19 protein-coding genes are annotated in these 21129 nt (G+C 43.4%); 15 read left to right on the plus strand and 4 right to left on the minus strand.

The annotated features are described in order from the left end of the window. The first annotated feature begins 8 nt into the window (after positions 1–8). The 4 genes from G5S32_RS17150 (at position 9) to G5S32_RS17165 (ending at position 2690) form a co-directional block, all read left to right on the plus strand. Positions 9–590 carry a histidine phosphatase family protein gene (locus tag G5S32_RS17150; protein ID WP_165313386.1) on the plus strand — a complete coding sequence of 194 codons (582 nt, stop codon included), beginning with the start codon at positions 9–11 and terminating at the stop codon, positions 588–590. A 31-nt stretch (positions 591–621) separates the two neighbouring features. After that, on the plus strand, positions 622–1080 hold the full coding sequence (locus tag G5S32_RS17155; protein ID WP_165313387.1) for a GNAT family N-acetyltransferase: 459 nt from the start codon (positions 622–624) through the stop codon (positions 1078–1080). Between the two features lie 22 nt (positions 1081–1102). Next, positions 1103–1741, plus strand: a complete 639-nt coding sequence (locus G5S32_RS17160) for an alanine--tRNA ligase-related protein (RefSeq protein WP_165313388.1) — start codon at positions 1103–1105, stop codon at positions 1739–1741. 133 nt (positions 1742–1874) lie between these two features. Beyond that, complete coding sequence (locus tag G5S32_RS17165; RefSeq protein WP_165313389.1) at positions 1875–2690, plus strand: hypothetical protein; 816 nt, start codon at positions 1875–1877, stop codon at positions 2688–2690. Positions 2691–2743: 53 nt separating this feature from the next. Here the strand turns inward: G5S32_RS17165 and glgX are convergent, their stop codons facing one another. Continuing rightward, positions 2744–4720 (minus strand): glycogen debranching protein GlgX, encoded by a 1977-nt coding sequence (gene glgX / locus G5S32_RS17170; RefSeq protein WP_165313390.1) that lies wholly within the window; start codon positions 4718–4720, stop codon positions 2744–2746. A 443-nt stretch (positions 4721–5163) separates the two neighbouring features. On the opposite strand from glgX, the gene lamB reads away from it, so the two are divergent. Beyond that, positions 5164–6345, plus strand: coding sequence for a maltoporin LamB (gene lamB / locus G5S32_RS17175; protein ID WP_165313391.1), 1182 nt, complete (start codon positions 5164–5166; stop codon positions 6343–6345). Positions 6346–6464: 119 nt separating this feature from the next. Next, positions 6465–7295: a MalM family protein gene (locus G5S32_RS17180; protein ID WP_165313392.1), complete on the plus strand. Its 831-nt coding sequence runs from the start codon at positions 6465–6467 to the stop codon at positions 7293–7295. A gap of 71 nt (positions 7296–7366) precedes the next feature. Here G5S32_RS17180 and G5S32_RS17185 read toward each other — a convergent pair whose 3' ends face one another. Next, on the minus strand, positions 7367–8446 hold the full coding sequence (locus G5S32_RS17185) for a hypothetical protein (RefSeq protein WP_165313393.1): 1080 nt from the start codon (positions 8444–8446) through the stop codon (positions 7367–7369). A 403-nt stretch (positions 8447–8849) separates the two neighbouring features. Further along, positions 8850–9272, minus strand: coding sequence for an Hsp20/alpha crystallin family protein (locus G5S32_RS17190; protein WP_165313394.1), 423 nt, complete (start codon positions 9270–9272; stop codon positions 8850–8852). Between the two features lie 277 nt (positions 9273–9549). On the opposite strand from G5S32_RS17190, the gene G5S32_RS17195 reads away from it, so the two are divergent. The 5 genes from G5S32_RS17195 to G5S32_RS17215 all read left to right on the plus strand — a co-directional run bounded on the left by G5S32_RS17195 (position 9550) and on the right by G5S32_RS17215 (position 14623). Then, positions 9550–9828 carry a hypothetical protein gene (locus tag G5S32_RS17195; protein WP_165313395.1) on the plus strand — a complete coding sequence of 93 codons (279 nt, stop codon included), beginning with the start codon at positions 9550–9552 and terminating at the stop codon, positions 9826–9828. A gap of 116 nt (positions 9829–9944) precedes the next feature. Then, complete coding sequence (locus G5S32_RS17200) at positions 9945–11468, plus strand: ABC transporter substrate-binding protein (protein WP_165313396.1); 1524 nt, start codon at positions 9945–9947, stop codon at positions 11466–11468. A gap of 5 nt (positions 11469–11473) precedes the next feature. Next, positions 11474–12409 (plus strand): ABC transporter permease, encoded by a 936-nt coding sequence (locus G5S32_RS17205; RefSeq protein ID WP_165313397.1) that lies wholly within the window; start codon positions 11474–11476, stop codon positions 12407–12409. Between the two features lies 1 nt (position 12410). Further along, positions 12411–13202: an ABC transporter permease gene (locus tag G5S32_RS17210; RefSeq protein WP_165313398.1), complete on the plus strand. Its 792-nt coding sequence runs from the start codon at positions 12411–12413 to the stop codon at positions 13200–13202. Then, positions 13199–14623, plus strand: a complete 1425-nt coding sequence (locus tag G5S32_RS17215; RefSeq protein WP_165313399.1) for an ABC transporter ATP-binding protein — start codon at positions 13199–13201, stop codon at positions 14621–14623. Before G5S32_RS17210 ends, G5S32_RS17215 begins: the two co-directional genes overlap by 4 nt. A gap of 110 nt (positions 14624–14733) precedes the next feature. Here G5S32_RS17215 and G5S32_RS17220 read toward each other — a convergent pair whose 3' ends face one another. Continuing rightward, the gene (locus G5S32_RS17220; protein ID WP_165313400.1) at positions 14734–16794 is read right to left on the minus strand and encodes an alpha-amylase; all 2061 of its coding nucleotides are present in this window, start codon (positions 16792–16794) and stop codon (positions 14734–14736) included. A 205-nt stretch (positions 16795–16999) separates the two neighbouring features. Between G5S32_RS17220 and G5S32_RS17225 the strand changes: the two genes are divergently transcribed. From G5S32_RS17225 to nifS, 4 genes are all read left to right on the plus strand, one after another. After that, on the plus strand, positions 17000–17530 hold the full coding sequence (locus G5S32_RS17225) for a hypothetical protein (RefSeq protein ID WP_165313401.1): 531 nt from the start codon (positions 17000–17002) through the stop codon (positions 17528–17530). Positions 17531–17663: 133 nt separating this feature from the next. Further along, the gene (locus G5S32_RS17230) at positions 17664–18572 is read left to right on the plus strand and encodes an aldo/keto reductase (RefSeq protein WP_165313402.1); all 909 of its coding nucleotides are present in this window, start codon (positions 17664–17666) and stop codon (positions 18570–18572) included. Between the two features lie 386 nt (positions 18573–18958). Next, entirely contained in the window at positions 18959–19894 is a 936-nt protein-coding gene (gene nifU / locus G5S32_RS17235; protein WP_102939938.1) for a Fe-S cluster assembly protein NifU, read from the plus strand. Next, positions 19887–21104, plus strand: coding sequence for a cysteine desulfurase NifS (gene nifS, locus G5S32_RS17240; protein WP_165313403.1), 1218 nt, complete (start codon positions 19887–19889; stop codon positions 21102–21104). The genes nifU and nifS overlap by 8 nt, the downstream gene beginning before the upstream one ends. The last annotated feature ends 25 nt before the right edge of the window (positions 21105–21129 follow it).

Here is a 21129-nt window from a genome sequence, read left to right on the forward strand (position 1 = left end):
GGCTCCCAATGGCTAAAACCTTTTATATGATGCGTCACGGTGAGACGCTGTTTAACGTAAGAAGAAAAATCCAAGGTTGGTGTGATTCCCCACTGACCGCAAAAGGCGTTCGTCAGGCACAGCTTGTAGCTGAGTTTTTTGACAGCATTGAACTGGATCATCTCTATAGTTCTTCCACCGAGCGAGCTTGTGATACGGCTGAGATTGTTACTCGCAATAAAATGCCAATCACACGCCTGAAAGGGTTGAAAGAGATGAACTTTGGTATCTATGAAGGTGAAAGTGAAGATCTACACCCGAGTTACGATGCTCGTGAAACGCACTATTTACAGTTCGGTGGTGAATCTCGTCAGCAGCTCAAAGATCGTGTATTGAAAACCTGCATTGACATCATGGAACAAGAAGGCAACAACACAGTGCTGGCGGTTTCACATTCTGGTGCTTGTAAACACTTTTTATCGTTGTGGCATGATTTGGATGATGTCTTGAAAGGTGTGATACCAAACTGTTGTGTTTTTAAATACGAGTACGAGAACAAAACCTTTAAGTTGGTTGAAATATTCGATATAACCAAGAACTTCACCGAATAGAAATCACTAACAGTTGTACGGAAAAGTTGATATGGAAATCATTATAGATAGCCTTGATAGCGGCGAGGTTATTGGCCTGCTAGAAGAGCATTTAGCAGATATGTACGCGACGTCACCGCCAGAAAGTGTTCATGCGTTGGACGTTAATGCGCTTAAATCTCCAGAAATAACCTTTTTTAGCGGTTGGCGAGATGGTCTGCTGATGGGGTGTGTGGCGATTAAACAATTGGATGAGTCGCATGTAGAGCTCAAGTCAATGCGTACCTCACATCACGCTCGAAAGGCTGGGGTGGCGACTTTGCTACTGAAACATGCATTAAATATCGCAACGGAACGTGGTTATCGCCGAATCAGTTTAGAAACGGGGGCGGAAGACTACTTCCTGGCTGCGCGAAACCTTTATGAGAAATTTGGTTTTATTTACTGTGAACCGTTTGCTAACTACAAACCTGATCCTAACAGTAAATTCATGACGTTAGATCTTCACTAGCCTGCAAAATTAGGACTGCAAGATGACACGGAAGTTGTTTTGGCAAAACCCATATCAGATAGAGCTAACGTCAAAAGTGGACGTTATTGATGGCAATAAGATAGAACTGGCTGAAACCATTTTTTATGCAGAATCTGGTGGGCAGGAAAGCGATGTCGGAACCATTGCTGGAATTCCGGTCATTCATGCTGAAAAATCTGGTAAACGTCTCGTTTATACCTTGGAGTCATCGCCCTCGTTTCAAGTGGGGGATGACGTGCAGACATTGATTGATTGGCAACGCCGATATGCTCTAATGAAACTGCATTTTGCTGCTGAAGTAGTGCTTGTTCTTTTCACTCAATTTCACCCGAATATAAAGAAAATTGGTGCACATATATCGGCAAATAAAAGCAGAATAGATTTTGTCTCCACTGAAAACATAAAGCCACTGCTAGCGAATATTGCTATACATGCTCAACAGTTGCTTGATGCTCAATTACCGATAGAGAGCGCATTTTCGAATGAGATCGAGGAACGCCGCTTTTGGAAAGTGGAAGGCTTTTCTCAAGTGCCATGTGGTGGCACTCACCTAAGAAACACCTCAGAGGTAGGACAAATTAACCTTACGCGATCCAACTTAGGTAAAGGAAAAGAGCGAGTCGAAATAACTATACTTTGATCACAAAATCACCAAAAAAGTGCGATAAGTCACATTTCTGTGCAGAGTGATGTTGTTTATGTGAATGTTAACTTATTGATATCAACAAGTTAGAAGTTGGCACTGGTTATGCAATTCTTTTCTATAGAATGGTATGCAGGAGATCAGTGACATGGAAGTGATTGGTAATAACTTTTTTCTTGGGTTAATGGGTGACGTTTCTTCTTTAGTTTCAAAAAGTTCACGTCGTAGCTTGGTAAAGCATCAAGTTTCAATTTCTAAACTGTTGGATATGATTGATGTAGTGAGGCAACACCGATCTCTTACTCATCAGTTTCTATTCAATCATCAGCAAGATGTCGCTGAGAAAATTTCAGAACTCGATAATGAAATGATTAAAGCGGCAACAAAGTTAGCCAGCGATCGTTATATCGGCAATTCTATTGAAAGAATTGCACTGAGAAACAAACTGTTCCAACTGACTAGTAACTATAAAAATCGTTCTATTTCTAACAATTTGGTGGTTCATGGCAAGATGATTCGCCAACTGATTTTTCAGGTAGATAGTCAAATTTTGATTTCGTTGGATAAAGCCAATAAGTTGGAATTCGCCGGTGATTACAATGACCAGTGGCAAACGGTTATGTCTGGTATTGAAGCATTAACGCAATACCGTCTCGGTATTATGGCAATGAACATGAATTTTAAGCCTGCGCTATTGGTTAAACAGGCAAATTTACTGTACACCAAGCTAGTTAAAGTGGATGCGGTGTATGCCGATTATCATCCGGATCTGAATGAATGTATGAGGCAGTTAGATAAATACCTGATTGAACAGAAACATACTGAAGAGTACCAAGCGAAGTTGTTTGAATTGAGCTCTGAGATTTCAGCTGCTTTAGTGGATGTATATGAAGCGATTATCGAAAGAACCTTCGCTAAAGCTATCAGCGGTGGTTATGCGGCTTAAATCGTAAATAAAAAAGGGAGAGCATTTAGCTCTCCCTTTCTCTTTCAAAATGGCTATGCCTTACATTTTTTCTTCGGTTGGAAATGAAGAATCGCCATAGAAGTGGGTAGCTGAAGAATTTCTCCTTCTGCGTGACCATGTTGAATATGGCGCAGGTTAGTATCGCAGATGATTTTCCAATCTTGATTGCGGTCGTTTGGCAGTTTAAATCGTGCTGGCGCATTGGTTTGGTTGATCAGATAAAGCAATTCTTGCTCGTCTTCGCCGATGCCCATATGAAGTGCGACAGAATTGACTCTGTTCCAATCGTCATGTTCCATCAAATGACCATCTACTCTTCTCCAGAAGATTCGATTGAAGTTTCTCTCATCACCACTAAAGGCGCGAATGAATGGGAGCATATAGGTTTGACGGGCTGCGACCATCTGAGCTAGCCACTCTTTGAAGATGTCTTTATCTTCAGTGTTGCTCCAGTTAATCCAACTTATCTCGTTGTCTTGACAATAGGCGTTATTGTTACCTTGCTGAGTATGAGAAAGTACATCAGCGGTGAGTATATGCGGGATGCCAAACGCAAATAGCAGACTTGCCATAAAGTTACGCTTTTGACGTTCACGAGTTGCCTGAATGACGAGGTTATCGGTTTCTCCCTCTTCACCATAGTTCTCAGAACGGTTATCGCCGTGCCCGTCGCGGTTTTGTTCACCGTTAGCTTCATTGTGTTTGTGTTTATATGACACTAAGTCCTGAAGGGTGTATCCATCGTGGTAGGTAATGTAGTTAACCGTTAATTTATAAGGCCAGTTTGCTGCGCTGTAGAGATCTCTCGATCCCATAAGGCGTGTTGCGAACTCTTTCAGATAACCCTGATCGCCACGCCAGAAGCTGCGGGTGATATCTCGCAGCTTGTCATTGGTTTCATTCCAGCCAAAAGGAAAGTTACCTACCTGATAACCGTTCGGACCAATATCCCAAGGCTCTGCAATCAATTTTATTTCACGGAGTATTGGGTCTTGTGCAACGGCTTTAAAAAACGCTGCTTCGCTGCTGAAATCATCGCCACGACGTCCCAGTGTTGCGGCTAAGTCAAAGCGAAAGCCATCAATTTGGTACTCACTAACCCAGTAGCGAAGGGTATCCATCACAAGGTTTAGAGAGGGCTGGTATGAGAGATCAACAGTATTACCACATCCGGTAAAGTTGGCGAAATGAGGGCCGTGTCTTAGATAGTAGTTTGGATCTAACGCTTTTAGGTTAAAAACGGGACCGTCTTGCCCGCCTTCGGCGGTGTGGTTGTATACCACATCCAAAATGACTTGAATGCCTTGTTTATGAAGTTCGCGTATCACGGTCTTAAGTTCTGTTACAGCATCTTTGACGGCGTAGCGAGGATCTGGTGCCATGAACACAAAAGGGTTATATCCCCAGTAGTTCACTTTCCCCATATCCAATAGATGAGGTTCATGCATACAAGCTGCTATTGGCAACAGTTGTAAGGTATTTATGTGTTGTTGGTGATAAAACGCCAACATTGGCTCGCTGATTAAACCCATATAGGTTCCGCGTACCTTTTTTTCTACTTCTGGATGAAGCTGAGTTAAACCCTTGACGTGCGTTTCGAATAGCACCATTTCATCGCGGGCTATATTGGGTTTTTGTGAATCTTGCCAGTCAAATTCGTTTTCGATGGCGACACACTTCGCGAGTTCAAAGCTGTCTTCTGCGGAGAATGGCGGAGTATAGGTCAGTGGGGCATCTAACGCTTTGGCATAAGGGTCGGAAACATACAATAAACTGTTGTCGTCTTCATGAGAAATAAATCCATACCGCTGACCTGCTTTAACTCCGGACATGTAGGTGTGTTTTATTCCGGCATATTCACCTTCTAATGGATGAGTCTCATAGCTACCATCAGAATTAAATAGAGCAAGTACCAAATCATCGTTGGCTGGAGCATAGATAGAAAAGTTGCATCCATTTGGATCAAGTGTTGCACCTAAAGGATACGGACGAGAAGCAGTAGTAGTCATCGTAAGTCACGTTCTTATAGTTAGAGTTAAGTTACCCACTTAATTAAGTAAAAAGCGTTGCCACTGTTAGGTCAAGCGCTCTTCAATAAAATTTATTCTGTAATTTGATTACATTTTGATGAACGTTTTTTCGCCAAATAGTGATCTGATGCATTTTGTATTCCATTAATCTGATAGCTTTCGATCACTACTCCCCCTAAATTGCGTGATCAAAGTTTCAAAAACACCATACCTGAAAAAATCTCATCCCTAATCATCCCCCTCAAATTAATTTGGGGCGGAGGAAGTCATCCTTCAGCGACTTGATTAACCTAAATAGTGTTGAAACAACTGGGGACTTGTCCCGTCTTACCTCTTTTTATTATGACCCTGTTTCTGCCTTTCGGGCTCTAAATAGAAAGAGAACTAAGGAACTAAAAATAAAATCCTATTTGGAGTTAATAATGAAAAAAGTAAGTGTAATTGCTGCCGCAGTGGCTGCTACTTTAGCTGCAGGTTCTGCTTTCGCTGTTGATTTTAATGGTTATTTCCGCGCTGGTACTGGTATCAGTGGTAATGGCGAAGGTGATGTTTCTTTCATGAAAAATGGTATTGGTCGTCTTGGTAATGAAAACGACAACTACTATGAGTTTGGCTTTGCTGAAGAACTAAAATCAGGTGAGCAGACTTGGAAAGTTGAATCGATGATTGCTCAAGGGAACAATGGCGCTTCTGGTTGGGAAGACGGTGATTTCAACGTTGCTCAATTCAACGTACAGGCAAAAGGGCTGCTAGCTTCAGACAAAGAAGCAACGCTTTGGGCTGGTAAGCGTTACTACCAGCGTAAAGATATCCACATCACCGATTTCTATTACCTAAATACTTCTGGCACAGGTGGTGGTATTGAGAATCTATCTCTTGGAAATCAAAAACTTTCTCTAGCTCTTGTACAAGATGGTTCTACAGATGACTCTACGGGTTACATTTTTGATGCTCGTTTAGCAAATATCAGTCTTTGGGATAAAGCATCACTTGAAGTAGCTATCGCATATAACTTTGCAACAGAAAAAGATGGTATGTCTGAAGCTGCTGATGATGGACTGATGACTACGGCTATCTTACATCAAGGTTTAAGCAATGGTTTTAACCAAACGATTTTCCAAGTAGGTACTGCAGGCTACGGTGTGCAAATGGCAAACCTTTGGGGTGCGGGTACATACTACGGACGTGGCAGTGCAGACAATAATGATGCAATTGGTTACCGTGTACTAAACTGGGGTGTTCTCAACCTAGGTGAATCATGGGAACTTGGCCATCAATTAGCATTTTTAGCGGGAGCTGATATCGGTGCTTCTAAATCAGATATTAATCAATTCTCTGCAGTAGTTCGTCCAATGTATAAGTGGAATGACACTATGCGTACCGTTTTTGAAGCAGGTTACAACGGCGGCGAAGATGCTGATGGCAATGATTTCGCTGGTAGTAAACTAACTGTTGCACAAGCATGGGCAATGGGAAATAACTTCTGGGCTCGCCCTGAACTACGTGTATATGGCTCTTACTTGACCGATCATGAAGGTGAAACCTTTGGCGATAAAGGCGACTCAGACTTTGTTGTAGGTATCCAAGTAGAAGCTTGGTGGTAAGCTTAAATTAATTAGATTTAATCTATATTAATAGCCGGCTTGAGTCGGCTATTTTTTTTAAATGTTCTATAAGGTCTAAAAGACTAAGTGCAGTTAAAAAAATAAAAGAGGAGCGAGAAATGAAATTTAGAAGTTTATTGCTTGGCAGCTGTATTGTATTAGCTGGGTGTCAATCTGCTCCGATAGTTGAACAGACAATGAAAGCTACGGGACAAAATATAACAACGGTTGCTCAGTTAGAATCTGTAGCCGTTAAGATTCCTAGTGTAACTAGAGTGGCAGTAACGGAGGAAAGTCAACGTCTAACTAATGAGATGTTCAACAGTCCGGTTGTTGTATTTGAAATACCTGCAAATAGAGGAGAATTAGCTCTTTCTATCACCAGTGAGATTAAAGATTCGGTTTTTTACCCAAATGTTCTGATTGTTAATCAAAACGGAGAAACTATTGAATCATACGACGATACGCATTTTGAGTATCGCAAACCTCGTTTGAACTTAGGTAATCGGCTAGTCGCTAACTTGGAGTTTTATCCTCCCAATGGTTATCAGAGTTTATATGTCATCATTTATACAAAACAAGAGTACTTAAATGGTGTCACTTATGTTGCTCATCCAGGTCGTGTTGATGCAGAAGGTCGGGGTAACTATATGCCCGAGTTAAAAGACATCGCAATACCACATAGTCTAACTGGGGTCGTTGAGTTAGAAGTCTCTGGCCCGAAATTTTTGTCTTTTCTGAGTTCGTCAGCAACAGTTGCTACCACAACCGAAAATGCGAAAATGGTGAATGTGCCATTACCTGATACCCAAGAGTATTATCGTTTATCAATCAAAAAAGCGGTGGAAGCTGGAGATATCCCTAAAGCTTTAAGTCTACTGGATGAAGCCAAAGCGTTAGGTGTTGAAGGGGCGCAAGAGGTATTTGTTAAAGCGGTCAATACCAAATAATAACGAGTGAAATATAGAATAAAACAAAGGAGCGATTTCGCTTCTTTGTTCGTTTGAAACGTTTTAAAAAATTAGCTGAAAGTTTTCACTCGTTGCCACTCTTGCTTCAACATCACTTGGGTGATAGCGACGATTTCATCGTTCAACTTTGAAGGCGATTTCTTCGCTTCGATAGCGACCATCGTCTTGTCTAACAGGCTTGAAAGATTTTGTGAATGTTCTTCGCTTGGATTGATGAGCAAGTGAATTTTTGCATACAGTTTTTCAGTATCTTGAACGGCTTTGTTGTAGGTACAAGACCACTGATACAGCTCTTTCATTGCAAACTGCGGGTCTTTCATATCGGTTAGAATGTCTTCAAAACCATCCTTAATCTTATGTAGGTCCCAGATTGCATTGGTTGCTGAGACAAAATCGGCAATTTCACCTCTCAATGTATGAATCCATTGCTGTCTGCTTTCTGCGACGATTTTTGCTTTTTCAAACTCAACATCCACACTTGGGTTGAGTGTTGGCATCACCGGACGAGAGGATTCTTTTGCTAATTCAGTCGCTTTCTTGATCGCTCTTCGATTAGAAAAAAGTACGATAATCGATGTTAAAACGAAAACAGCAACTAAGATCCAATCAGTATTAACTAGTTGATTCGAAGTACTTTTTAATTCAGTAGGAACAACGGTACTTGCGGTTGATACTGGGTGTTGAATGGTCGCGAGTTGCTCAGTGTTGGCATCAGGGACAATCAGTACGTCATTATTTTTAGCTGCCTCTGTAACAACACTTTTGTCATCGTTTTTTACTGTTTCAGATGCAGCCGTTACCGCGGGTTCCGTTTTCACTTTAGGTTGATTCGTTTCAACTTTGGCAGCTCCCGTCTTAGCCGTTTTTGGTGCGATAGGCGTTGCTGGCTTAGTCTTAGTTTCTGTTGATTTCTCTTCTGAAACTGACTTAGCTGGCTCAATGACAGTTGTTGTTGACACGTTTGGTGACGCAGCGACTGGCTCAATGATGATTAGCTCTTCGGTGGCACTGTTGGTTGCAGGTGCCTGTGCCTTTTCTTCCGTTTTGATTTCAGTATTGACGGTTGTTGGTTCTGAACCATCAACAGCTTGACTTGGGTTCACTAAAGTATCTGTTTGCAAAGTGCTCATCGTTTTTTATTACCTCAATAATTCTCGTTGCCACCCTTGCTTTATTGGATCTCTGTATCAAATTGTCCCTAGTGTTAGATCAATACCAACTTTAACTAGGGCGCCGAATAGCGCGCATTTGAAAAGTTGTAAACGTGGTAGACAAAAGGTTTTAGCTTGTCATTTTGCCGAAAATTCTCTTGTCTGAATGCAGCCATTTGCATCATGTTGCATCAGAAAATGCTGAAAAATGCACAAAAGAAACCTTCGATAAAGAGCTCAAGAATTGACCTGATTGTTAGGGCAATTTATGAGTGAAGATGTAAAAGAAAAGGGGCATTCCGCCCCTTTGTTATTTGCTTTCCTGAATGTAGGCTTTCGTATCACCTAGTTTGAATCGTTGCACACGCTAGCCAAAAATCAACTAGCTGATAGGGATACGGTGGTCTTCCACAGGCTGTGTTTCTAACTTAGGAACAACCACAACCAACACGCCATCCCCAAATTCAGCGTAAATGTCTTTTGGATTTACGTTGTCGCTTAAAGAAAAACTACGCACCATTTTTCCTTCATAGCGTTCTTTGTGAATGACTTTGTCTTGATCTTTCTTTTCTTCGGTTTTGCTGGTGGAGGCTTCTATTGTAAGCGCTCCATTTTTATAGGTGATGACAACATCATCTTTGGCAACTCCCGGCAAATCAGCAATGATTTCGAATGCGGTTTCTTTTTCAATCACATCAACGCGTGGTGAAAAAGCTTCTGCATCAAATCGAGTCCGAATTGATGGGAATGCATGATCAAATACGCGATAGAAATCAGACCATGAATCACGAGGAATTAAGCTCATCATAACCTCCCATTTTCTATCTTTTACTACCTCATTAATTGTAGTTCTTGTTGGGTTTTGTGAGGGGGAAATTGCATTCTGGTTGATCAAAATCAAGCTCAATTCAAGCGACAAAAATCTGAACTCAAATCTAGTTGGCATCTTAGTATTTTGTCATCAAATAGCCTTTTTTCTGTAACCCAATTTTAATGCTGGCTGCGTAGGTTATGCCGGTCTTAAAAAGATAGCTCTCAAAGTGATAAAGCTGAGAGCTAGGTTATTCATTAAGCAGGAAATAATGGCTAGAGCGATTCACGATTTTGATGTATTAATTATTGAACTACTGCAACAGCAGGGACTTATCAAAAAAGAAGCGGAAGCATTGCTAAAAAACGAAGTCTATCGTCTGGAAGCGGAAGAAATTCAAAAAATCAAAAACTACGCAACGCATTTTGGTTTGTCGGCGAAAGATAAATTGATTCAGGAAATACTGGATTTACGCAGAGAAACACTATTTAACAAACTATCCAAACAGTTAGATGCCTGTGCGGTGAAACAACTTAAAGTAGCGAGTTAGCAAGCAATGTGCTTTTAAAGACGCAATTTTGTTTTGAAAATTATTCTCATTTAAATTGAAACTCAAATAATTGTTATGTTATAACAAAACACTTTTGGGATTGTAGAGTCATAACTATGAGAATATTTTCAACAGCGTTGTTGGCATTAATGGTTGCTTTTCAAGCAAATGCTGACACGTCACCTAATAAATCAAACACTGTTACTGTCAGCGGAGCATTAGAGTTTTCGAACGTTGACCCTTCATCAAGTGGCTATATTTTTACCAAGTTACAGGTGATTGAAACGCTATTTGATGTAGACAGTTCGGGTAATCTTCTGCCTGGTTTGGCATTGGAAGCGACCCCAAATAAAGATCTGACACAGTGGACTATTACTCTGCGAGACGGTGTCCATTTCCAAGATGGTTCCTTGATGGATGCTTATGCTGTGGTTAATAGCCTCAACATCGCGTTGAGCAAGTATGGCTCATTAGGCAAAGTGCCAGTGATTTCAATTCAGGCGCAGGGTAAACATCAAGTGGTTGTTGAACTGTCCGAAGCTTACAAAAGCCTTCCTGCTGTTCTAGCGAACTATTCGAATGTGATTCTAAGTCGTGCTGCATATGACGAAGATGGCAACGTTGTGTCGTTAATCGGTACTGGACCTTTCCAGCTATTTGAGCTTGCACCGCCACACAAAGCGACAGTAAAGAAATTTGATGGCTATTGGGGTAAAAAAGCGCACATTGAATACGTTACTTATTTGACTGGGCACCGTGGTGAAAGCCGTGTATTGCAAGCAACAAGTGGTCAAGCAGACATTGCTTTGCAGTTGCCGCCAGCAAGTATTATGCGTTTAAAAATGAACCCGCAAACTGATGTTCACTCTTACTCTTTACCTCGCACTCTTGTTTTGAAGTTGAACAACGCACATCCATTTATGAACTCTGTTGAAGCGCGTCAGGCGTTGAGCCTTGCTATTGATCGTAAAGGTATCGCTAGTGCAGTGCTGGGTACGCCAAGTTCTGCAACCGCTCAGCTATTGCCAAGTTCGATGGGAGACTGGTATTTGGAGTCTTTTGCTAACCCACAATCGGATGTCCAAAAAGCCAAAGCCATGCTGAAAGAGCTCGGTTGGAGTGAAAATAGCCAAGGAATGTTTGAGCGAGACGGTAAACTTTTTGAGCTAACCCTTATTACTTATGCAGACCGACCAGAGTTGACCAACGTTGCCACTGCGCTTCAGGCGCAATGGAAAAAGCTAGGTGTAAAACTGAACGTGAACATCACAAATTCAAGTTCCATTCCGGCTGGTCATCAGGATGGTTCTTTAGAAGTTGCACTGATGGCTCGTAATTACGGCGTGATTGTGGACCCGCTTGTGGTGCTGAGTAATGATTTTTCTGAACAAGGCGGTGATTGGGGCGCTATGAATTGGTCAAACCAAGAGTTTAATCAATTAATTAAACAGCTTAACCAGACATTAGATGCCGCAGACTATCGCGAAAAAGCACAAAGAGCGGCGACAATTCTGGCAACTGAGTTGCCTGTCATTCCTGTTTCTGCTTACACAGAAGAAGTATCTGTTAATAAACGATTGAAAGGTTTCCGCTTCGATCCATTTGGTCGCAACTTCTATCTCAGTGACTTGGAGTTTTAACGCTCGTGGCGAAACTAATTTATAACCGTCTTTTACAGCTTGTAGCCGTGGTATTTGGTGTTGGCGCATTGACCTTTGTGTTAATGCGTTCACTTCCCGGCGATATGGCATTTCGTATCGCATCAAGTCGATATGGACAGGACAACGTCAGTGCCGAAGCTGCGGAGTTTATTCGTCAAGAACTGAATTTGAACCAGTCGGGAATCTCGACCTTTTTCTCTTGGCTTGTTGATCTCGCGCAGTTCAATTTAGGCAATTCTCTAGTCAGTGGTCAACCTGTCAGTGAAATCGTCAGTCACCAATTAGGGCATTCTTTGCTGCTAGCGGTCGCTGGGATTGTGCTTTCTGTGTTGCTTGCATTTGCACTGGGTTTTGCCAGTGTGAAATGGCAGCGCTGGTTTGAACCTGTTGCCGTCACCTTGTCGATAGCTGTGCGAGCACTGCCAGTTTTCGTGATTGGTCTGGTTTTGATTCTGATTTTTTCTCTCTACTGGCAATGGCTACCTGTGGCGGGCTTTGATACACCGCAACACCTGATTTTGCCCACAGCAACTCTCGCTATCGCCTTAGCTGCCACATCAAACCGCATTGTTGCAACGTCCACCCGTCAGGTAATCCGTGCGCCGTTTTATCAGTTTTCGATGATGAAGGGTTTGACTCCTTGGCGCACTTTCCAACGACATGGCGTTCGCAACATTTTGCTCCCTGTGGTGGCGTTTATCGGCATCCAGTTTATTACCGTGATCGAAGGGATTGTGATGATTGAGTCTCTGTTCTCTTGGCCGGGAGTTGGGCATGGCTTAGCTCATGCGATTTTTGCCCGAGACATTCCTGTGATTCAAGGAACAGCACTGTGTTTAGGGGTTATGTTCGTGATGCTAAATATGATAGTTGATCTTCTCTGCTACTGGATTGACCCACGCATTAAGGAGGAGCAATAAGATGTTGTCTGCGCTGTATAGTAATAAATCACGAGCCGTGGGAATAATGCTGTTGTGCCTGTTGGTATCCCTGTCACTTATCGGTTGGCTGATGAATTTTGACCCTGCCGAACAAGATTTGTCTGCGGTGCTGACACCTCCGGGTGCGGAATACTGGTTCGGGTCTGATCACTATGGTCGCAATATGTTTGCACGTTTAAGTGAGGCGCTGCGTTTGTCTCTCACTTTAGCCGTAATTTGTGTATTAAGTGCAAGTGTTGTTGGTTGTGTATTGGGAGTGATTGCTGGTTGGTATGGACGCTGGTTTGATACAGGCTTAAACATCGTCGTTAATATCCTATTGGCTATGCCGGGTTTGGTGTTCGTGTTGCTTTTTGCGGCTCTAGTTCCGGGCTCTTTCACTGCAATTTATATTGCGATTGCATTGGTTCAGTGGGTGGAATACTTCCGTGTGAGCCGCTCATTAACGCAATCTCTGGCGAACAGTCCTGAAATTCAAAATGCTTTATTGCTCGGATTTGGTCGAATCTACATTTTTCGTCATCACTTGTGGCCGACGCTTCGCTCATCGGTATTAACCATGGCAGCATTTGGCGCTGCGAATGCAGTGCTTTATATGGCATCTCTTGGATTTGTTTACGTAGGTATTCAGCCGCCGACGAGCGAACTCGGACAAATGATTGTCGAACTTTTCCCGTATTACGGTGATGCACCATGGTTGCTGATACAACCTCTCGTTATGTTGGCGTTGATTGTATTGGCGTTCCACTTAATTGCAGGAGAGAAACGATGAGTGAATTGTTGAGAATTTCGAATCTTAATATTGCAGTGGGTGAACGTCCTCTTCTGGAAAATGTGTCATTAGTAGTGAAGAAAGGTGAGCCTCTGGTCATTCTTGGTCAAACGGGCTCGGGAAAAAGTCTACTGATGAAATGGATTATGGCGAGCATTGATTCCTCATTGAATTGCAATGGCGACATTAGCATCCATGGTGAAGCTGTGAATATGGCACAGCGCCGCACTTTGTGGGGTTCTCAAATGGCTATGCTTCCTCAAGAGCCAATGACAACCCTCGATCCTTTAATGAAGTCTGGAGAGCAAGTCGCTGAAGTGTCTCGATTTGTTTTAGGGTTCAGCAAGCACCAAGCTCGTTTTATGGCGCAACAAGAACTTGAACGTTATGGTTTGGCTCATACTTATCAAAAGCGAGTTGGCCAGCTCTCTGGTGGTATGGCTCAGCGTATGGCGATATGTGTTTCAACGGCTGCAAACGCTTCTATCATACTGGCTGACGAACCAACCAAAGGTTTGGATGTGAATCGCCGAGATGATGTGGTCGATATGCTGCGTGACAAAACCAAAGATGACGGTTTAATCGTCGTTACCCATGATGTTGATGTTGCACTGCGTCTTGGCGGACAAATACTTGTTCTGCATTACGGAAAGGTGGTTGAACAAGGTCAAACGTTGCAAGTACTCGCTAACCCTCAACAAGAATACACTCAAGAGTTGATTCGCTCGACACCGAAGAACTGGTCTAAGAGCCGATGTGAAAAGGGAACTCAATCGCGCATTTTGCGTGTTGAAAATTTATCGATAGAACGTGGTAAGCAAAAGCTGTTCGAATCACTTTCGTTTGACGTTCAGCAAGGTGAAATTGTTGGTATTGTCGGCGACAGCGGCTGTGGCAAAAGCAGTTTGGGAGATGCGATTTTAGGGCATCTTAAAGCGTCTTCGGGTGAGATTGATCGTCAAAAAACGCAAGGCAAAGCGAAGTGGTTAAAGCTCTATCAAGACCCATTTACATCGCTTGCTCAGCACTTAACTCTCGGTAAGATGTTAGATGATTTGATTGCGCTGCATAAATTGGATGCTAGCCGAGTAGCTCCTCTGATGGAAAAACTCGCGTTGCGTGAGCAGGTGCTTACTTATAACAGCAGTCAGGTTTCTGGTGGCGAGCTGCAACGCTTTTCGATTTTACGCGCTTTGATGATGGATCCAGTGTTTTTATTTGCTGATGAGCCTACATCACGACTAGATCCGATTATTGCTAAAGAGGTAACGATGCAACTGGCGCAGCTTGCTCGTGAGCAAAACTGTGGCTTGTTAATCGTCAGCCATGATCCTGATTTGATAGACGCTATTGCCGATAAAGTCATCAACATCAGTGACTACGTACCGCAAACTGTCAGTTTGCAAGAGAGCATTGCGTAGTTCTCTATAAAGAGAACACTGATATAAGTAGATAACGCCAATAAAAAAACAAGGGCAAACAAGGGCAGGGACGCCCTTGTTTCCTTTTCTAAAGCTGAACCTGTAAGTATTTACTTACCCACAAATGCAACTATGATTTTGTCTTCACCCAGCGAGCGCGAAAATACGTATGGTGTATTCTCCGTTGATGATTGCTGTTTAATCACTTGGTGTTTACCTGCTCCAACCGCAGGATGACGCTGTCTGAACTGCCCAACGGTTTGCCAGTGTTTCAGTAACGTTTCGCGCTCGGCATCTAACTTCCAAACCATATCTGAACGTGTGCCTTGATGGAAATCGTCGGCATAGGGACCTAAGTCGCGAGCCACTTCATCACCGTAATACACTTGAACCGCACCCGGATTTAGCAATAAGGCGTTGGCGGCGTTACGTTGCATTTCAAAGGATTTGAAACGGCTGAAAAACAGCTCGGTATCGTGAGAAGACATATAACTTACTGGATTGAAATCCGCCTGTTGTTGCAGAGTTTTCGCATTCTCCTGATAAACACTTTCCATCTGACTCAAACAGGTAGCGCCTTTGTCCATTTTCTTCTGCACATCAAAGTTAATCAGCGCATCGAACCCGTCGTCAAAGTAAGGACTGCGGTACGCGCCATGCCCCCATACTTCGCCCATCATCCAAAACGGTTCACCTTGTTTGTTATGTTCTTTGCGCCACTGATTCAAATTATCGCTGGCTGCCTGTTTTAGGCGTTTCCACACTTCACCTTCAACATGCTTCACTGTATCGACACGGTATCCATCAATACCAAAACGTTTCACCCAATCGCTCTGCCACTCTATGAGATAGTCTGAAACGGTAAAATTATCCCGCACCATCACACGAGTTCCTTCGTTTTTTAGCAACCATTTTGGCGGCTTCACAAACTCTGTTGATTCGGTGCGAAAATCGGGAAGACCTGCCAGTGTCATCGTGATATCACCAGATCCTGGTTTGGTATAGCCGGGTAATCCTGCACGAACCCAATCACCTCCCCACCAGTATTTCCAGTTGTTGCTGTTGTAATCAATGTACTGGTGGAAACTGTGCCAGTTTTCACTATTGATTGGCGACCAATCAGCCCATTTTTGTGGCAAATTAGCGCTATTTACCACATCAATATGATCGATTTGTAAGTCGGCTAATGTGGCATATCCTGAGTGGTTAAGAACGGCATCCAACAGAATTTTCATGCCACGTTTGTGGGCTTCTTCAACCAGTGTTTTTAAGTCTTCATCAACGCCGAAGTTTGCATCAATTTTGGTGAAATCACGTGTCCAGTAACCGTGGTAGCCGTAAAACGGGAAAGAACCACTGTCTCCACCACCAACGAAACCGTGGATTTGCTCAACGATTGGAGACAACCAAATGGCATCTGTGCCTAAGCTTTGAATGTAGTCGAGTTTCTCTATAACCCCTTTAAGGTCACCGCCATGAAAGGTACCAACTTCATCTTTACCGTCTTTTTTTCGACCGTAGCTGTTGTCATTTTTAGGCTCACCATTGTTAAAACGATCAACCATTACAAAATAGATGTTGGCATTACGGTAGTTGAATGGCTGAGGCTTTGTTTCAACAGGTTCCAGTAGTATCAAACCGCCGCTATTGGCGTCTGGAGCTAAGGTCACCATACCTTGCTTCACCGTCACTACTTTGCCAGTGATCGCATCTTTTAAGTGAGTACCGTTTGCGAAAGTTTCTCCAACGGTCAACGTTACTTCGCCGCCAGAATATTGTTCACAAGTCACGTCGGGAATAGGACGCTTAAACTCGCTGTTTGCTGTTTTTTTTGCTTGACGAGTAAAAGTCAGTGTCTGTGCTTTATCGTCATAGCTAAACGCGTAATCGCCAGTGAAGCGAATTTTAAGTGGCAGTGTGGTCGCTTCTGAGCAGTTAAGTGCAACAGGCGTATTGAATTTGATGCTCGATACTTGTTCAGACTGGCAGTCACCTTCCACACCGGTAACAGTCAGCGTGTAGTCATCTTTGGTCAGTGGAATCACTAAAGGATTCTGGCTGTCGAGCGGAAAGTCACGACTGTTGGTTGTCGTGGCTATTGTCAAATTGGGTGCTGCAAAAGCACTTGGAATAATGGCACATAAGGCAAAGGTTAAGGTTTTCAGTTTCATCGTCACGTCCGTATGGGATCTTAAAGTCCCTCTATGTAAACAGACTTTAGAATAAAACGATTAAAGACTAGACACATCATTCCTTGCCCTACGCCTTAAGAGCTTGAAGTGCTTCACAAAAGAGAATTTGGGGGCGTAGTTCATCGGGCACTTGTAGAAAGCATGCAAAAGGCTAACACTAAGGATAGTTATTTGAGGAAATGTTATGTGGAAATGGCTAGTTATACTGTTTTGGAGTGGAGCGTCGATGGCTGCACACCCAGACTTTTTGCTGCCATTTATCGGTGGTGAAAGCACTTGGCCAGCTCAAAAACAATTTATCCAGACAGGGGAATGGCTAGAGTGTAGCGACAATATCTTTATTCCATCATGGTGTGGGGATGAGTTTAGCTATTACACGTTACCTGTTTGGCCTGAGGTGAAAGGCAATCAAGAAGGGGGAATTCACTCCCTCACGCTGCATGGTGAATATTCGCCAAACAGTTGGAGTTTGTTCCAACTGAACTTACGTAAAGATGGTTTTCAGTTACAAAGCATTCAGCTCGGTGAGCAGCAATTCTCCATTGCTGAGCAACTGAAAACCGCGACAACTCAAGAAGTGGATAAAGCGTTAGTCTTGTTTATCAATCGTTATGCTCAGTCATTTCCTAAAGTGTTCAACTGGCAGAGCGGACAAACAAAAGCGGTTTTAATGACGCAAGGTGACGACATTTCACTCATGTTTACACGTTTATGATTTTGTCTAATCTTTATTTCTAACCTGTAGAAAGTCTCACAACTTCGGGCTTCAATTAAGAGTATCAGGCTTTATTCATTGAGCTCGCTTATGAACAAGCTTAGGATGTGCCGTCGGATTAAGGAGTAATATTATGGTTGCAAAAGTGACAATTGCCCCACAAGGACCAGAGTTTTCAGAGCTGGTTCAAGGGTATTGGCGTTTAGCGGATTGGGGAATGACACCTCAAGAACGCTTAACGTTTATGAAACAGCACCTAGAGTTAGGTATCACGACGGTCGATCACGCAGACATCTACGGTAACTACCAATGTGAATCTCTATTTGGTGAAGCATTAGCCTTAGAGCCTTCTCTTCGTGAGCAAATGCAGATCGTTACTAAGTGTGATATCAAGCTTTGCAGTGATAAGCACCCAGAGCGCAAAATTAATCACTATGACACCAGTTCCGCACACATCTACCAATCAGTGAATAATTCGCTGGAGCGTTTGGGTGTGAGTGAAATTGACGTTTTGTTGATCCACCGTTTAGATGTGTTGCTTGACGCTGATGAAGTAGCAGAAGCGTTTGCTGAGCTGCACAAAGTGGGTAAGGTTAAACACTTCGGTGTATCAAACTTCACTCCTTCACAATTCACCTTGCTACAGTCACGCATGGGTAAACCTCTTGTGACTAATCAGGTTGAGATTAACCCGCTTAACTTTGATGTGGCACATGACGGCACGCTAGATCAAATGCAGATGCTGCGAACTATCCCTATGGCTTGGTCATGCTTAGGTGGTGGTGAGATCTTTAATGGTCAGTCAGAGCAAGCGGTGCGAGTACGTAAAGTTCTTGAAGAGTTGCGCGAAGAGATTGGTGCCGAGAGTATCGACCAAGTGATTTACGCTTGGGTTCGTCGTCTTCCTTCTAAGCCACTGCCGATTATCGGTTCCGGTAAGATTGAGCGCGTGCGTTCAGCAGTCGCGGCACTTGAGTTAGAACTCACTCGTGAACAATGGTATCGAGTTTGGGTGGCTTCTAAAGGTCACGGTGTGCCATAGAAAGTCTTTACATACTATCTAGTTTAGAAAAGCTCCCAGCCTGATACAGGGCGGGAGCTTTTTTATTGTCTGGTTTCAAGTCATGGCTGTCTGTATCCAATGCTTATGTATCCAAAGCTTATTAGTGACAAAGAGCGTGCTCATTTGTCGTATTTATGTCAGTCCCCTTTGTTCGTTAGCCGACAAACAAAGTGACAATTTGTAGTTTTTGGCATATTCCACTATGTGATCTGTCTCAAATTTCCCGATAAATCAAACCGTTAGAAATGTATCCCTTGTGGAGTAGTTATTGCAGCCTCAATCCGAAAACTGGTTTTAAAACAAACCTGTGTAACACCAAATCAACGCATTGGAAGCGGGTGTCGGCAAAAAACGAAGGAGCGGTTATGTGGGATTATTCAGAGAAAGTTAAAGAGCACTTCTTTAACCCAAGAAATGCCAAATTGGTTTCAGAGGCAAATGCCCGAGGTGATGTGGGTTCGCTGAGCTGTGGTGATGCTCTAAGTTTGACTCTCAAAGTCGACCCAGAAACAGACATTATTCAGGATGCAGGTTTTCAAACTTTTGGTTGTGGTAGTGCAATCGCATCTTCTTCTGCATTAACTGAGATGATCATTGGTAAATCGATAGATGAAGCTTTAGCTATCACTAACAAAGACATTGCCGACTTTCTTGATGGCTTACCGCCAGAAAAAATGCACTGTTCGGTTATGGGGATGGAAGCATTGCATGCAGCAGTCGCGAACTATCGCGGAGAAACACTGGAAGATGATCACGAAGAAGGTGAGCTGATTTGTAAGTGTTTCGCGATTGATGACCTGATGATTAAACGCGTGGTTGCCGCCAATAATCTCACCACTCTAGAGGAAGTCGTCAATTACACCAAAGCGGGCGGCGCTTGCACCTCTTGCCACGAAAAGATCGAATGGGTGTTGGAAGAATGCTTGGCAGAAAGAGCAAAAGCCCCTGCCTTATCTAAAAATTCTAGCGTGAAACCTGCCATAAAACCGGTTGAAGCAAGCAAAGACTCTGGAGTTGATGCGTCTGTAAGTCCTGAGATCATTGCGCTGATTGAGAAAATTATCGAAGAAGTTCGCCCAGCGGTACAAGCCGACGGTGGGGATATCAGCTTAGTCGATGTGGAAGATTATGTTGTGTTTGTTTCACTCACTGGTGCGTGTACCGGATGTGGTTTATCAGGTCTGACATTGGCAAATGTGGAACACAAGATCAGTCGAGCTTTGGGAGAGTCTTACACCGTATTTCCGGTACAAGAAGACCCACAAATGACCGCAAAGAAAGAGGGAACTTACAATGTCTAGTATCCAACCGATGATCTATTTAGATAACAATGCAACGACGCGCATTGACCCACGAGTCTTGGACGTCATGATTCCTTATCTTGATGAATTTTATGGCAACCCTTCATCTATTCATCGCTTAGGCGCTCGCGTGGGTCAGGCTCTGGAAATTGCAAGAGAACAGGTTCAGCAACTTCTTGGCGCGCAGCACTCAAGTGAAGTGGTTTTTACCTCTTGTGCTACTGAAGCGACCACAACAGCTATCTTGTCTGCATTGGAAGCCAACCCCGAACGAAGAGAAATCGTAACATCTGTGGTTGAACATCCCGCTACTTTACAGCTTTGTCAAAACCTTGAACGTAAAGGCTACAAGGTGCATTGGATTGGCGTCGACGGTAAAGGCAATATCGATTTGGAAGCGTATGCCCAAGCATTAAGTGAAAACGTCGCGATTGTTTCGATGATGTGGGCAAACAATGAAACTGGCACTCTGTTTCCTGTGGAATCGATGGCAATGATGGCAAAAACTGTCGGCGCACAAATGCATGTTGACGCGGTACAGGTGGCAGGTAAACGCATGATCAACGTGCATGAAACCGAAATTGATATGCTGTCGATTTCTGGTCACAAGTTCCATGCTCCAAAAGGGATTGGCGCTTTGTACTTGCGTCGTGGTACTCGTTTTCGTCCATTATTGCGCGGCGGTCATCAGGAGCGCGGTCGCAGAGCAGGAACTGAAAATGCAGCATCTGCAATAGCGATGGGTAAAGCGGCAGAGCTGGCTTATCAAGCTATTGATACTGAGCTTCATCGTATCAAACTGCTGCGTGATCGCTTAGAGCAAGGTTTACTTGCTCGCATTCCGAATACGTTTGTCACGGGTAATCCTAAACAGCGTGTCGCTAATACCACCAACATTGCGGTTGAGTTTATAGAAGGTGAAGCCCTTTTATTAATGATGAACCAAGTGGGTATCGCGGCGTCGTCTGGCTCAGCTTGCACATCCGGTTCATTAGAACCTTCACATGTGATGAAAGCGATGAAGATTCCATTCACTGCGGCACATGGCACTTTGCGCTTCTCGCTGTCTCGTTTTACCAAAGATGACGATATCGATTATGTGCTTGAGCAACTGCCACCGATTGTGCATCGCTTACGCCAGATGTCTCCTTATTGGGATAACGCCGCCAATGCGGGTAACGTTGAAGAGTTTGCTCCAACATATGCCTGATAAAGGTGTGCGGTGATTAGGGAAG

Source organism: Vibrio ziniensis (genome assembly GCF_011064285.1).
In the GTDB taxonomy this organism is placed as follows: domain Bacteria; phylum Pseudomonadota; class Gammaproteobacteria; order Enterobacterales; family Vibrionaceae; genus Vibrio; species Vibrio ziniensis.

Coding starts and splice junctions, on each gene's coding strand:
- G5S32_RS17180 (WP_165313392.1), top strand. CDS start 6,465: ATGAAATTTAGAAGTTTATTGCTTGGCAGCTGTATTGTATTAGCTGGG.
- lamB (WP_165313391.1), top strand. CDS start 5,164: ATGAAAAAAGTAAGTGTAATTGCTGCCGCAGTGGCTGCTACTTTAGCT.
- G5S32_RS17215 (WP_165313399.1), top strand. CDS start 13,199: ATGAGTGAATTGTTGAGAATTTCGAATCTTAATATTGCAGTGGGTGAA.
- nifU (WP_102939938.1), top strand. CDS start 18,959: ATGTGGGATTATTCAGAGAAAGTTAAAGAGCACTTCTTTAACCCAAGA.
- G5S32_RS17160 (WP_165313388.1), top strand. CDS start 1,103: ATGACACGGAAGTTGTTTTGGCAAAACCCATATCAGATAGAGCTAACG.
- G5S32_RS17185 (WP_165313393.1), bottom strand. CDS start 8,446: ATGAGCACTTTGCAAACAGATACTTTAGTGAACCCAAGTCAAGCTGTT.
- G5S32_RS17220 (WP_165313400.1), bottom strand. CDS start 16,794: ATGAAACTGAAAACCTTAACCTTTGCCTTATGTGCCATTATTCCAAGT.
- G5S32_RS17165 (WP_165313389.1), top strand. CDS start 1,875: ATGCAGGAGATCAGTGACATGGAAGTGATTGGTAATAACTTTTTTCTT.
- G5S32_RS17225 (WP_165313401.1), top strand. CDS start 17,000: ATGTGGAAATGGCTAGTTATACTGTTTTGGAGTGGAGCGTCGATGGCT.
- G5S32_RS17230 (WP_165313402.1), top strand. CDS start 17,664: ATGGTTGCAAAAGTGACAATTGCCCCACAAGGACCAGAGTTTTCAGAG.
- nifS (WP_165313403.1), top strand. CDS start 19,887: ATGTCTAGTATCCAACCGATGATCTATTTAGATAACAATGCAACGACG.
- G5S32_RS17190 (WP_165313394.1), bottom strand. CDS start 9,272: ATGAGCTTAATTCCTCGTGATTCATGGTCTGATTTCTATCGCGTATTT.
- G5S32_RS17210 (WP_165313398.1), top strand. CDS start 12,411: ATGTTGTCTGCGCTGTATAGTAATAAATCACGAGCCGTGGGAATAATG.
- G5S32_RS17195 (WP_165313395.1), top strand. CDS start 9,550: ATGGCTAGAGCGATTCACGATTTTGATGTATTAATTATTGAACTACTG.
- G5S32_RS17200 (WP_165313396.1), top strand. CDS start 9,945: ATGAGAATATTTTCAACAGCGTTGTTGGCATTAATGGTTGCTTTTCAA.
- glgX (WP_165313390.1), bottom strand. CDS start 4,720: ATGACTACTACTGCTTCTCGTCCGTATCCTTTAGGTGCAACACTTGAT.
- G5S32_RS17155 (WP_165313387.1), top strand. CDS start 622: ATGGAAATCATTATAGATAGCCTTGATAGCGGCGAGGTTATTGGCCTG.
- G5S32_RS17150 (WP_165313386.1), top strand. CDS start 9: ATGGCTAAAACCTTTTATATGATGCGTCACGGTGAGACGCTGTTTAAC.